This window comes from Luteibacter sp. NPDC104163 (assembly GCF_055584245.1).
Genome location: NZ_JBVJMK010000036.1, coordinates 1 through 12,849, shown reverse-complemented (window position 1 = coordinate 12,849; position 12,849 = coordinate 1). Strand labels below are relative to the sequence as shown.

Genomic DNA, 12,849 nt, shown 5'->3' with positions numbered 1-12,849 from the left:
GGTTGCGGCCGTAATAACCCACCCGGGCGTCCTGGGCCCGTTCGCCCCCCCCCCGCGTGGGGGAGCGCGCTTGCGCGCGATGGGTGCTCGCGGCAAGGCCATCGCGCGCAAGCGCGCTCCCACAGATGCGTTGCCAGACGGTCAGGCCGCGAAGACGCGCTCGCCGCCGATCCAGGTTTCCGTGACGTGGTGGGTGGCATCCATCACCACGAAATCCGCGCGGTAACCGGCGGCGATATGGCCATGGCTGCTACCCAGGCCGAGGAAGGCGGCGGGGTAGGTCGAGGCCATGCGGGCGGCTTCGTCGTAGGGCACGCCCACCATGTCGATGGTGTTGCGCACGGCCGAGGCCATGTCCAGCGCCGAGCCCGCGAGCGTGCCATCCGCCGTCTGGCAGACGCCATCGCGCGCGGTGATGGTTTCGCCCTTCAGCACGAAGTTCGGGTTGTCCGAACCTACCGGAGGCATGGCGTCCGTCACCAGCATCATCTTCGTCGGCGCCTTGGCGGCGATCGCGACGCGCAGGGACGCCGGGTGCACGTGGTGGCCATCGACGATCAGGCCGCACCAGCTGTGGTGGTCTTCCAGCGCGGCGCCGACCACACCGGGCTCGCGGCTGGTGAACGGGGTCATGGCGTTGAACAGGTGGGTGAAGCCGCGCACGCCCATGGCGAGCGCATGGTGGGTCGCATCGTAGTCGGCGCCGGTATGGCCCGCGCAGACGATGACGCCGTTCGCCACGAGCTGGGCGAGCACGTCGTCGCTCGCGCGTTCCGGCGCAAGCGTGAGCAGGGTCACGCCACCGTGGCGGCGCGCCACCATCGCGATGTCATCCGCACCGGCGATGCGGAACTTGGCCGGATCGTGCACGCCCTTGCGCTCCGGTGCGATGAACGGGCCTTCCAGGTGCACGCCGAGCACGCCCGGCACGCCCTGGGCCACCGCATCGTTCACGGCGTCGATCGCGCGCGACATCACTTCCGCGTCGTCGCTGATCAGCGTGGGCAGGAAACCCGTCGTGCCGAACTTCGCGTGGGCTTCGCCGATGGCGCGGATCGCCTCCACCGTGGGCTCGTCGTTGAACAGCACGCCACCGCCGCCATTCACCTGGCAATCGATGAAACCCGGGAGCAGGGTGCGCCCGCCCAGGTCATGCTTGTCCGCGGCGCGCACGCGCGGGTCGGAAGGCAGGGCGAGGGCGGTGATCTTTCCGTCATCCACCAGCACCGCAAGGCCGGTCTGGAATCCGTTGTCGGTCAGCACGCGGCCGTTGACGAGGGCGAGGGTCATGGCGAAGTCCTTGGGCTCGAAGCGGGGGTCAGACGGTTTCCGTCACCTTGTTGAGGTGCGGCGGGACATCGGGGTTGAAGCCGCGCTTGAGCGCGAGCGCCGCGGTGGCGCGGTAGAAGCTCTGCACGGTGACCAGCGGCGCCGAGATGGGCGCGGTCGCCACCAGCGGCAGCACGTCCTCGCCCGTGGCGCCAGGGGCGGCGACCCAGACCTTGGCGCCACGCTTGCGGAACTCCGCGGCGACATCGAGCACGCCGGGCAGCGTGTCGTCGTTCTGGGCGAAGAACAGCACCGGGAAATCGGGGCCGACCAGGGCCATCGGGCCATGCTTCACTTCCGCCGCGCTGAACGCTTCGGCGTGCAGGCCGCAGGTTTCCTTGAACTTCAACGCCGCTTCGAGCGCACCGGCGAAACCGAAGCCGCGGCCCACCACGAACAGGTTGTGCGCATCGACCAGACCATCGGTCAGCGTCGACCAGTCCGCGTCCCAGCCCTGGCGCAGCTGCGCCGGCAGCGCGGTGAGCGCATCGGCGATCTCCTGCTTCCCACTCCAGCGGGCGGCGATATGCAGGATCGCGAACAGCGAGCCGAGGTAGCTCTTGGTGGCGGCGACGCTGGTCTCGGGGCCGGCATGCAGCGGGACAACCACGTCGGCGACGGCCGCGAGCGGCGAATCGACCACGTTGACCAGCGCGACGATGTACGCACCGGCGCGCTTGGCGGCTTCGGCATTACGCACCAGGTCGGGGCTCTTGCCCGACTGCGAGACGGCGACGTACAGCGCGCCCTCGAGATGCTGCGAGGCGTGGTAGATCGACGTCACCGACGGCGAGGCCGACGCGGTAACGACGCCGCACTGGGTTTCGAAGACGTATTTCGCGTACATCGCCGCGTGGTCGGAGCTGCCGCGGGCGCAGGTGATCACCATGCGCGGCGGGTTCGCGCGCAGGCGCTCGGCCAGCGCGGAGACGATCGCCTCGTTGTGGGCAAGCTGGCGCTCGGCGACCTCGGCGGTCTCGTGCGCTTCGCGGAACATCAGGGTGTCTTGCGGCTGGATGGTCATGGTGGCGTTGGGCTCGTCAGTCGCTTTGCAGTTCCGCCACGAAATCGTAGATGTCGCCGCGGTACCAGGAATTGGTGAACTCGACGATGCGCCCATCGTCGAGGAAGCTGCGCCGTTCGATGTTCAGGCCGGCGCTGCCGGTCGGCAGGCGCAGCAGGCGGAGCTGGGCGGGACCAAGGATCACCGCGCGCAGGCGCTGCAACGCGCGGGTCGGGCGGTTGCCCAGCTGGTCCAGCGCTTCGTACAGGGAATCCTCGACCAGGCCCGGGTCGGGCAGCAGGGCGAGCGGCACGGCGCTGCGCTCGATCGCCAGCGGCTCATCGCCGGCGTAGCGCAGCCGGTGCAGGCGTACCACCTGGGTGCCCGGCGAGAGGTTCATCGCCATGGCTTCCTCGGGGTTCACCTCGCCGATCGCCTTCTCGAAGAACTCCGAGCGCGGGTTGAGGCCGCGGGCACGCAGGTCCTCGGTGAAGCTGGTCATGCGCGAGAGCGGCTTCACGATGCGCTCGGAGACGAACGTGCCGGCGCCATGCCGCTGGGTCAGCAGGCCATCCTCGACCAGGCCGCCGATCGCCTTGCGCACGGTGACCCGGGACAGGGTGAGGGCCCTGGCCAGGTCGCGTTCGCTCGGCAGGGCGTGGCCCACCTGGACCTCGCCGTTCTCGATCACGTTACGAATGGCCCGGCGCAGGCGCATGTACGCCAGCGGCAGGCGGGCTGCCGGGTCGTGCTGCAGGCGCTGGTACTCGGTAACGAGGGCGGTTTCCATCATGCGAAGATACCAATAGCTGACCACTGGGGCAAGGCGGTCGGGACCCGGACAGACCAGCCGTTTGACCGAACGGTTGTTTGCACGATCTAAATTGGCCTGAAAACGTTTCCGTTGTGTGATCACGAGGTTAGGTACAGGGGAAGGCTCCGTGCAGTGGTACGGGGCTGGTACGCCGTGGTATGTCACTGGTACGATCGAGCGGTACCCCTCCGCAAACCCTTCAAGAGGCACTGTCGTGAGCGCTTCCTCCCTGCCGGTCGAACCCTTTGACCTGGTCATTTTCGGTGGCACCGGCGACCTCGCCGTGCGCAAGCTCCTCCCCGCCATGTACCACCGTTTCGTGGATGGCCAGATCCTGCCCAAGAGCCGGATCATCGGCGTGGCGCGCGAGGGCCTGGACGATGCCTCGTATCGCGAGCAGGTCCGCGAGGCAGTGAAGAAGGGCGTTTCGCACGTGGCGGAAGCCCAGCTCGATGCCTTCATCCAGATGATCGGCTACCGCTCGCTCGACGCCCGCAAGGCCGATGGCTGGGAAGAGTTCGCCGCGCTGATGGGCGAGCGCCCGGACCACATCCGCGTGTTCTATCTCTCGACCTCGCCGGACATCTTCACCGACATCTGCCAGCGCCTGGCCTCGCTGGGCCTCAATGGCGAAAGCGCGCGCGTGGTGCTCGAGAAGCCGATCGGCCGCGACCTGCAAAGCGCCAACGCCATCAACGATGCCGTCGCCCAGGTCTTCAGCGAATCGCAGACCTACCGCATCGACCATTATCTCGGTAAGGAAACGGTGCAGAACCTGCTGGCGCTGCGCTTCGGCAACGCGCTGTTCGAGCCGCTGTGGAACGCACAGCACATCGACCATGTGCAGATCACCGTGGCCGAAACCGTCGGCGTCGGCCACCGCGCGGGCTACTACGACCGCGCGGGCGCGCTGCGCGACATGGTCCAGAACCACATCCTGCAGCTCCTGTGCATGCTCGCCATGGAGCCGCCATCGTCGCTTGCGCCGGATGCCGTGCGCGATGAAAAACTCAAGGTGCTGCGTTCGCTCCGGCCGATCAACGGCAGCAACGCAGCTCAGCTCACCGTGCGCGGCCAGTACCGCGCCGGTGCAGCGGAAGGCCAGGGCGTTCCGGGTTACAGCGAAGAACTCGGCAGCGACCAGTCAAAGACCGAAACCTTCGTCGCCCTCAAGGCGGAGATCGGTAACTGGCGCTGGGCCGGTGTGCCGTTTTACCTGCGCACCGGCAAACGCCTCCCCAATCGCGTGTCGGAGATCGTGGTGACGTTCCGTGCGTTGCCGCATTCCATCTTCGATCCCGCGAGCGGCCCGCTCCTGCCCAACCGCCTGACGCTGCGCCTGCAGCCGGACGAGGGCGTGAAGCTGTGGCTGACGATCAAGCATCCGGGTCCGGGCGGCCTGCGCCTGCGCCACGTGCCGCTCGACATGAGCTTTGCGGCGGCGTTCGGCGTGCAGCAGCCCGATGCCTACGAGCGGCTCATCCTCGATGTCGTGCGTGGCAACCCGACCCTGTTCATGCGCCGCGATGAAGTCGAGGCGGCGTGGAACTGGGCCGGTCCCATCCTCGACGCGTGGGAGGCAAGCGGCGATACGCCGAAGCCGTATACCGCGGGCACCTGGGGTCCGAGCGCCGCCGTGGCGCTTATCGAACGTGATGGCCGCACCTGGGCCGAGGACGCCGCATGAACGCCAAGATCATCCGCAACGAATACGCCGACAAGCTCACGCTGGCCGACCAGCTCGCACGCGATATCGCGTCGAAGCTGGATGCGGCGATCAAGGCGCGAGGCAAGGCCACGCTCGCCGTCTCCGGTGGCGGCACGCCCAAGCAGATGTTCGCCGTGCTGTGCGAACAGGAAATCGACTGGTCGAAGGTCACCATCACGCTCGTCGACGAGCGCTGGGTGGATACCGACAGCGACCGCAGCAACGCGAAGCTGGTCGCCGAGCACCTGCTGCACCACGAGGCGCACACCGCGACCTTCGTGCCGCTGTTCGACAAGGCGCACAAGGATGACGTCGATGCCGCGCTCGCCGACGTCGGCAAGCGCATCGATGCCCTGGGCCAGCCGCTCGATGTCGTGATCCTGGGCATGGGCCCGGATGGCCACACGGCGTCGTTCTTCCCCGGTGGCGACAACCTCGAAGAAGCGCTCGATCCGAACGGCAAGAAGGCCGTGATCTCGATGCGCGCCGGTGGCGCCGGTGAGCCGCGCATCACGCTCACCCTGCCGCGCGTGCTCGATGCGCGCACGGTGTACCTGCACATCGAAGGCGCGGACAAGAAGGAGCTGCTCGCAAAGGCCGAGGGTGGCGAGGATGTGCCGATCCGTGCCGTCCTTACCCAGGATCGCGTGCCCATCCATGTCTTCTGGGCGCCGTAACACGCGCCCGCTTCCACCGGTCAAAGCCCGAGAACACACGCCATGACCCTGCATCCCGTCCTCGCCGAGGTGACCCAGCGCATCGTCGAGCGCAGCCGCGCCACGCGCGCGGCTTACCTCGCCAAGATCCACCCCGCGCGCGGCAACGGCGCGAAGCGGCATCATCTTTCGTGCGGCAACCTCGCCCACGGCTTCGCTGCGTCGTGCGAGTCCGACAAGGATGCGCTTCGCAACGGCCACGCCGCGAACATCGCGATCGTCACCGCGTACAACGACATGCTGTCGGCGCACCAGCCGTACGAGGGCTACCCGGAGCGCATCCGCGCCATCGCCCGCCGCTACGGGGCGACCGCCCAGGTCGCGGGCGGTGTTCCGGCGATGTGCGATGGCGTGACCCAGGGCCGGCCCGGCATGGAGCTGTCGCTGTTCTCGCGCGACCTCATCGCCATGGCCACCGCCGTGTCGCTTTCGCATGACATGTACGAAGGCGCGCTGTACCTCGGCATCTGCGACAAGATCGTCCCGGGCATGTTGATCGGCGCGCTTTCGTTCGGCCATCTCGCCAGTGCGTTCGTGCCTTCGGGCCCGATGCCGTCGGGCATCCCGAACGAAGAGAAGTCCAAGGTGCGCCAGGCGTTTGCCGCCGGCAAGGCGACGCGCGCGGAGTTGCTCGAAGCGGAGGCGCGTTCGTACCACGGCGCCGGCACCTGCACGTTCTACGGAACGGCCAACTCCAACCAGATGCTCATGGAGATCATGGGCGTGCACCTGCCGGGTTCGAGCTTCGAACTGCCGGATACGCCGCTGCGCCACGCGTTGACCGAGGCCACGGTGGAGCGCGTGCTCGCCAGCGATTGCATGGGTGAGCACTACATGCCCATCGGCCACATCATCGATGAGCGCGCGATCGTCAACGGCGTGGTGGGCTTGCATGCGACTGGCGGTTCCACCAACCACCTGCTGCACCTTGTCGCCATCGCGCGTGCCGCGGGCATCGAGCTGCGCTGGGACGATTTCGATGCGCTGTCCTCGGTCGTGCCGCTGCTCGCCCGCGTGTACCCGAACGGCTATGCCGACGTGAACCACTTCCACGATGCGGGCGGCATGGGCTTCCTCATGGACCAGCTGCTCAGCGCCGGCCTGCTGCACAACGACGTCAACACGATCATGGGCCACGGCCTCGAGGCGTACCGGCATAAGCCGGTGCTCGAGGACGGCAAGCTCACCTGGGTGCCGGTCTCGAAGGAAAGCGGCAACCGTGGCGTGCTGCGCGCGATCAGCGAGCCGTTCCGCGCGGATGGTGGACTGCGCATGCTCAAGGGCAACCTGGGCCGGGGCGTCATCAAGGTCTCGTCGGTGCCCGAAGACCGCATGGTCGTCGAGGCGCCCGCCATCGTGTTCGATGAGCAGGATGACGTGAAGGCAGCCTTCGACCGCGGCGAGCTCAACCGTGACTTCATCGCGGTGGTGCGCTTCCAGGGCCCGCGTGCGCGCGGCATGCCCGAGCTGCACAAGCTCACGCCGACGCTGAGCCTGCTGCAGGATCGTGGCCATCGCGTGGCGCTGGTGACCGACGGGCGCATGTCGGGTGCCTCGGGCCGCGTGCCCGCGGCGATCCACGTGACGCCGGAAGCCGAGTCGGGTGGCCCCATCGCGCGCGTACGCACGGGCGATCTCGTCCGCGTGGATGCGATCGCCGGCACCGTCGAGGTGCTGGTCGATGCCGACGAGTGGAACAGCCGCGTTCCCGATAACGTCGATCTCGGCGTGCACCACAGCGGCATGGGCCGCGAACTTTTCGCCATGTTCCGCCAGTCGGCCGTCGCGGCCGACCTCGGCGCGGGCGTGTTCTGAGCAACGGAGTAACGATGAGCAACGAAGCAAAGCAGGCCAAGGTCGAATCCACCCTGGCGCTGGCGCCGGTAGTCCCCGTCGTCATCATCGAGGACGCGTCGAAGGCCGTGGGCATGGCGCGCGCGCTGGTCGCCGGTGGCATCCCGGCGATCGAAGTCACGCTGCGCACGCCGGCCGCGCTCGAGGCGGTCCGCGCGATCGCCGCGGAAGTGGAAGGCGCCTTCGTCGGCGTCGGCACGGTGCTCGCTGCCAAGGACCTCGAGGCGGCCTTCAAGGCCGGCGCGAAGTTCGCGGTCTCGCCGGGCAGCAGCCCGCGCCTGCTCGATGCAGCCGATGACCACGAACTGCCGTTGCTACCGGGCGCTGCCACGTCGAGCGAAGCCATGGAGCTCCTCGAGCGCGGCTACCGCTTCCAGAAGTTCTTCCCGGCCGTGCCGGCCGGTGGTGCGAAGCTGATCGGCGCATGGGCCTCACCGCTGCCGCAGATCACCTTCTGCCCGACCGGCGGCATCAGCCTCGCCAACGCGCCGGAGTTCCTCGCCCTGCCGAACGTCGCCTGCGTCGGTGGCTCCTGGCTCACTCCCGCCAACCTGCTCGCCGCCGGCGACTACGCCGCCATCGAAACCCTGGCCCGCGAAGCGGCGCAGCTCAAGCGCCGCTAATCGCGCCGCCATGCTCCCGTGGGAGCGTGCTTGCACGCGATGGGTGCTAACCGCAGCCCCCATCGCGCGCAAGCGCGCTCCCACGACAGATTGAAACGGCGCACCAGGACCCGGTTCGTGCGAGACTTCCCAGCCTCGTATACCGCTACCACGGTCTCATGGTTTACATCCTCCTCGCCGTTCTCTTCAGCGTCTCGGTTTCCATCCTGCTGAAGCTCGCCCGCCGCGCGGGTATCGACATCGTCCAGGCCGTCGCCACGAATTACGTGGTCGCCTCGTTGCTCGCATGGTGGCTGCTCGGTGCGACGCCGCAGGGTGTGCTCGAAGCGAAGGCGACATGGCCGCCGCTCATCGCCCTCGGCATCCTTCTGCCCGCCATCTTCGTGGTACTCGCGCGCTCGGTAAGCACGGCCGGTATTGTTCGGACCGACGTGGCGCAGCGCCTGTCGCTATTTGTTTCGCTGTTCGCTGCATTCGCCTTCCTCGGCGATGTGCTGACGGGGCAGAAGGCGTTGGGCATTGGCATCGCGCTGGTCGCGGTGCTTTGCGTGCTCTGGCGCAAGGGCGTCGCCAGCCCGCGCGGTGGCATGCGTGGCAGCGACGATGAGCGCGCGAGCTGGTGGGCTCCGCTGCTTGTCTTCGCCGGCTTTGGCGCGATCGACATCTGCTTCAAGCTCGTGGCGAAAGCCGGTGCATCATTCGCGGCCGGCCTGCTCGGCTCGTTCCTGATCGCGATGGTGTTGTGCTGGATCGTGGCGGTTGCCCGTGCGGTATCCGGCAAGGCGGCGATCACCGGCCGCAGCCTCGGCTTCGGCATCCTGCTCGGCGCCTTCAACTTCGCCAACATCCTGTTCTACGTGCGCGGCCACCAGGCGGTGCCGGATTCGCCTTCGCTGGTGTTCGCTTCGATGAACATGGGCGTGGTCGTCCTTGGCACGCTGGTGGGCGCGTTCGGTTTCCGCGAGAAGCTAAGCGCGATCAACTGGCTCGGCATCGCATTGGCCATCGCCGCCATCGCGGTGATGACCGCGGCGTAGTCAGCGCGGCGCCTTCGAATCGGTTCATTCGCTGGGGCGAATGCATGTGACCAGCGGCTTACGCCGCCTCGCCGTTGGTCGGTTGAGGAAGCTGCGGGCGGGCAGGCCCTTGGGGCCGCCAGGCGCGGACCTTCGGACCGGGCCGTAGCGCCGCTCTCGCGAAAGTCGACACGTTACGCGGCCCTCCGCTCATGTCGGCCCCAAGGGCCTGCCCACCCGCGCCGCCGTCGATGAGGTTGGTGGTGGGAGAGCTCGCACTTCACAGTCGCTATCCCGCGTCGACGTTCGCGTCTACGGAGTCAGTCGGCACTATGTGACACCGGTCACACTATCGTTGAATTGAGAATTCTTCCATATCAATGCGAGCACCGAACCCCTAATGTCCCGCCTCCGTTGAAATGGAGGTGTACGCGTGACCTGTAGAACGTGGCTAGCTTCTCTGCCTTTACTCGCTGCGTCCATGAGCGCATGGGCGATGAATGCGACAATCACTTTATCCAGGGACGAGCGGAACGCATCGTCCTCCAACGTGATCCATGTGACGCTCAGCAACGCCGGCGAACGCGACATCTACGTTCTCGGCTATCAGTCAGTTCTCGACAAGCCGGATGACAGGACAACAGGCAACTGGCTGCAGATTACCGATGCGTTTGGAAACGAAGTGCCCTACGTCGGGAGATTCGTATCGCATGGCGCCTTTGAGGCGAGCGCGTTCGTCCGCGTGCCTCCGCGATCCAGTGTTGATGGCGATGTGGAACTATCTCGCGAATATGACCTGCCTCCCGCGGGCACGATAACTGTCAGCACGACAATGGCTCTTTACGATCGCGTTCCGGGCATCCAGCCGACCGGAGAGAACGAAGACGTAGCGGCCGAGATGGTGAAGAGCAATGAACTGACATTTCATCCTATCGGAGGATATGTTCGAAGCCAGACCATAGCCTCTACATTGCAGTGCACAGCTGAACAGCTGGGCATGACGCGAAACGCGATATCAGCGGCACAAGCCGCATCACAGGAGGCTGCATACTTTTTGGGCGGTCTGTACTACGCCGACCCGATCGGTCAGACACGTCCGGCTCCGCAGCGGATTCATATGAAGCCCCATCGTCGGTATACAAACTGGTTTGGAGCCTGGGACGACGCTGCACCACAGGATCCGGATCCCGGCGCGAACTTCACCGATAACTCACGGGTGGATCAGACCGTAACGGCAGTGTATGTCCGGCTTCTCTCGGGCGCGCGGACCGTATGCGATGAATGTAAGGGATACAGCCCACTGTCACGCGCTTGGGCAGAAGGGTCCCTTATCCACCTTTGCCCCGTGAACTTCACTGACCCCATCACGGGCGGAATCACCTCCCAGGCTGGGACCATCGTGCATGAGGTGTCGCACCAGGCTGACAGCATCGCTAGGGCGACCGTTGACCTTCCCGGTGTGAATAATCGAAACGACGCCCACCGGCTGGAGCGGCCCAAAGCCGTCCAGAGTGCGGCCAACTACGAGTACTTCATTACGGATACGCAACTCGGGCGATAAGGCGACTCTTCTTTCCTGAGGCGCGGGAACCGGGACGTACGAGCGTCGATCGGCGGCGCTTTTGCCGCACGGAACAAAACGCATGGACTCGGGAGCGGTCAGGCTCTGGCGGCCGACATGAGCGGAGGGCCGCGTGAGGTAACGATTTTCGCGACGAGGGTGCTACGGCCCGGTCCGAAGGTCCGCGCCTGGCGGCCGCCAGGGCCTGACCGCTCCCGACCCCGGCGACGCATCCAGCCTAAGGCGGCGCAAGCCGCTCAGCACACGCATTCGCCCCAGCGAATGAACCGATTCAAAGGCAGCAAGCTAGGCCGGCGTCGGATCGCTCGCGGTGTCTTCCGGCAACGCCGGCAGCGTCTCGTCGACGGTCAGTGGCGCATCGCTCGCGAGCAGTTCCTTCGCTTCGGCGTGGTCGGCCACGGCGGGCGGCGAGCCGCGCAACGGCAGGCCGGCGGTTTCGGTGACGAACAGCATGGTGACGATGCCGATCACCGCCGCGCCCATCAGGTAATAGGCCGGCACCATCGGGTCGCCCGTGCGCTCGACCAGCCACGCGGTGACCAGCGGTGTCGTGCCGCCGAACAGCGATACCGAGACATTGAACGCGATCGACAGCGCGCTATAGCGCACCGGCGTGTAGAACAGCGCAGGCAGCGTCGAAGGCATCGTGCTGGTGAAGCAGACGAGCGCCACGCCGAGCAGCATCAGGCCGGTGAAGATCCACGCATCATTGCCGGTGCCCACGAGCAGCATGCACGGGATCGCAAGCACGAACATCGCCGCGCACGCGCCGATGATCATGGGCCGCCGGCCGAAGCGATCGCTGAAACGGCCACCGACCACGTTCAGCGGCATCATCACCAGCATCACGATCAGGATCAGCAGCAGGCCCTTCGCTTCGCTGTAGCCCAGGGTTACCGTAAGGTAGCTCGGCATGTACGTGAGCAGCATGTAGTCGGTGACGTTGAACACCAGCACCAGGCCGATGCACTTCAGCAGCTGCGTGCCGTGCACCGACACCAGTTCGAGCAGGCCGATCCGCGGAGCCTCACCCGCGGCTTCCATCGCCTCGGCGTGCGCCTTGAACGCAGGCGTCTCCTCCAGCTTCATGCGCATGTACAGACCGAGCAGGCCCAGGGGGCCGGCGATGAGGAACGGCACGCGCCAGCCCCATGCCTGCATATCCTGCGCGCCCAGCCACATGCTCAACGCGGTGACGAGACCGGCGCCGGCGATGTAGCCGCCAAGCGTGCCGAACTCCAGCCAGCTGCCCATCTGCCCACGCCGCGCATCGGTCGAGTACTCGGCGATAAAGGTAGCCGCGCCGCCGTATTCGCCGCCCGTGGAGAAGCCCTGCAACAGCCGCGCAAGCAACAGCAGCGCCGGAGCCCACAGGCCGATGCGCTCGTAGCTGGGAATCAGGCCAATGGCGAACGTGCCCATCGCCATCATGATCATCGTGGCGGCCAGCACGCGCTGGCGCCCGAAGCGGTCACCCAGCGGACCGAACACGATGCCGCCAATAGGCCGCACGAGGAAGGCGACGGTGAACGTCGCAAACGTCGCGATCACCTGCGCCGTCGGGCTGCTGCCCGGGAAGAAAACATGGCCCAGCGTGACGGCGAGGTAGCCGTATACACCGAAGTCGAACCATTCCATCGCGTTACCCAGCGCCGCGGCTCCGACGGCGCGCTTCAGCATGGATTCGTCGACGATGGTGAGGTCATCGGGCTTGAGGTGTTTGCGGCGGCGAGTGAACCAACCGAAGTGGGCATCGTGCCCGGCAGTCTCCTGCATCGTGCGTGCTCCTGTTTCTCGCGGACGTGCAGGCACGCAACAGCGTGGCCGGGGCCAACCGTCCTGGGGATAAGGGATGCGCAACGCGAAACGCGGCGCTCGGCGCGGTCCGCTCAGGGGGACACGCGGGATACCTACTTCAAAGGCACACGCGAGCGGCGTGCGCAGTGGATATCCCGAAAAGCTTAACAAATGCCGCGTTAAGACAATGTGCCCGGGCGAAATCACTGCTGTTGTCGTGGGGGGGGGGGGGGGGGGGCGCGGGGGGGGTGGGGGCGCCCCCCCCCCCCCCCCCCCCCCCCCCCCCCCCCGGGGGGGGGGGGGGGGGGGGGTTGGGGGCTCCCCCCCCCCCCCCCCCCCCCCCCCCCCCCCCCCCACGACAGCAGGCATGCTGCGGCGCAGCTTGATCGTTGATAGTCATAAAATAC

10 protein-coding genes are annotated in these 12,849 nt (G+C 66.9%); 6 read left to right on the top strand and 4 right to left on the bottom strand.

What is annotated here, in order from left to right; translation table 11 throughout:
- Positions 1-141: 141 nt before the first annotated feature.
- From nagA to ACZ6YI_RS21730, 3 genes are read right to left on the bottom strand one after another with little or no spacing between them, the layout of a single operon-like run.
- Positions 142-1,290, bottom strand: coding sequence for an N-acetylglucosamine-6-phosphate deacetylase (nagA, locus tag ACZ6YI_RS21740; protein WP_465780434.1), 1,149 nt, complete (start codon positions 1,288-1,290; stop codon positions 142-144).
- A 28-nt stretch (positions 1,291-1,318) separates the two neighbouring features.
- The gene (locus ACZ6YI_RS21735) at positions 1,319-2,353 is read right to left on the bottom strand and encodes an SIS domain-containing protein (protein WP_465780433.1); all 1,035 of its coding nucleotides are present in this window, start codon (positions 2,351-2,353) and stop codon (positions 1,319-1,321) included.
- Between the two features lie 16 nt (positions 2,354-2,369).
- Complete coding sequence (locus ACZ6YI_RS21730) at positions 2,370-3,122, bottom strand: GntR family transcriptional regulator (RefSeq protein WP_440328118.1); 753 nt, start codon at positions 3,120-3,122, stop codon at positions 2,370-2,372.
- 238 nt (positions 3,123-3,360) lie between these two features.
- Here ACZ6YI_RS21730 and zwf point away from each other — a divergent pair, with 238 nt between their 5' ends.
- From zwf to ACZ6YI_RS21700, 6 genes are all read left to right on the top strand, one after another.
- Positions 3,361-4,833, top strand: a complete 1,473-nt coding sequence (gene zwf, locus ACZ6YI_RS21725) for a glucose-6-phosphate dehydrogenase (RefSeq protein ID WP_465780432.1) — start codon at positions 3,361-3,363, stop codon at positions 4,831-4,833.
- Complete coding sequence (gene pgl, locus ACZ6YI_RS21720; RefSeq protein ID WP_465780431.1) at positions 4,830-5,531, top strand: 6-phosphogluconolactonase; 702 nt, start codon at positions 4,830-4,832, stop codon at positions 5,529-5,531. Before zwf ends, pgl begins: the two co-directional genes overlap by 4 nt.
- Before the next feature lie 42 nt (positions 5,532-5,573).
- On the top strand, positions 5,574-7,385 hold the full coding sequence (gene edd, locus ACZ6YI_RS21715; protein ID WP_465780430.1) for a phosphogluconate dehydratase: 1,812 nt from the start codon (positions 5,574-5,576) through the stop codon (positions 7,383-7,385).
- 14 nt (positions 7,386-7,399) lie between these two features.
- Complete coding sequence (eda, locus tag ACZ6YI_RS21710; RefSeq protein WP_465780429.1) at positions 7,400-8,047, top strand: bifunctional 4-hydroxy-2-oxoglutarate aldolase/2-dehydro-3-deoxy-phosphogluconate aldolase; 648 nt, start codon at positions 7,400-7,402, stop codon at positions 8,045-8,047.
- Positions 8,048-8,205: 158 nt separating this feature from the next.
- Entirely contained in the window at positions 8,206-9,084 is an 879-nt protein-coding gene (locus tag ACZ6YI_RS21705) for an EamA/RhaT family transporter (RefSeq protein WP_465780428.1), read from the top strand.
- A 475-nt stretch (positions 9,085-9,559) separates the two neighbouring features.
- Positions 9,560-10,624, top strand: coding sequence for a M35 family metallo-endopeptidase (locus ACZ6YI_RS21700; protein WP_465780427.1), 1,065 nt, complete (start codon positions 9,560-9,562; stop codon positions 10,622-10,624).
- Positions 10,625-10,930: 306 nt separating this feature from the next.
- Here ACZ6YI_RS21700 and proP read toward each other — a convergent pair whose 3' ends face one another.
- Positions 10,931-12,421, bottom strand: a complete 1,491-nt coding sequence (proP, locus tag ACZ6YI_RS21695) for a glycine betaine/L-proline transporter ProP (RefSeq protein WP_465780426.1) — start codon at positions 12,419-12,421, stop codon at positions 10,931-10,933.
- Positions 12,422-12,849 lie beyond the last annotated feature (428 nt).

Bases quoted from the DNA above. Each gene is read 5' to 3' on its own strand.
- ACZ6YI_RS21735 (WP_465780433.1), bottom strand. From the start codon at position 2,353: ATGACCATCCAGCCGCAAGACACCCTGATGTTCCGCGAAGCGCACGAG.
- nagA (WP_465780434.1), bottom strand. From the start codon at position 1,290: ATGACCCTCGCCCTCGTCAACGGCCGCGTGCTGACCGACAACGGATTC.
- ACZ6YI_RS21700 (WP_465780427.1), top strand. From the start codon at position 9,560: ATGAATGCGACAATCACTTTATCCAGGGACGAGCGGAACGCATCGTCC.
- ACZ6YI_RS21730 (WP_440328118.1), bottom strand. From the start codon at position 3,122: ATGGAAACCGCCCTCGTTACCGAGTACCAGCGCCTGCAGCACGACCCG.
- ACZ6YI_RS21705 (WP_465780428.1), top strand. From the start codon at position 8,206: ATGGTTTACATCCTCCTCGCCGTTCTCTTCAGCGTCTCGGTTTCCATC.
- eda (WP_465780429.1), top strand. From the start codon at position 7,400: ATGAGCAACGAAGCAAAGCAGGCCAAGGTCGAATCCACCCTGGCGCTG.
- edd (WP_465780430.1), top strand. From the start codon at position 5,574: ATGACCCTGCATCCCGTCCTCGCCGAGGTGACCCAGCGCATCGTCGAG.
- pgl (WP_465780431.1), top strand. From the start codon at position 4,830: ATGAACGCCAAGATCATCCGCAACGAATACGCCGACAAGCTCACGCTG.
- proP (WP_465780426.1), bottom strand. From the start codon at position 12,421: ATGCAGGAGACTGCCGGGCACGATGCCCACTTCGGTTGGTTCACTCGC.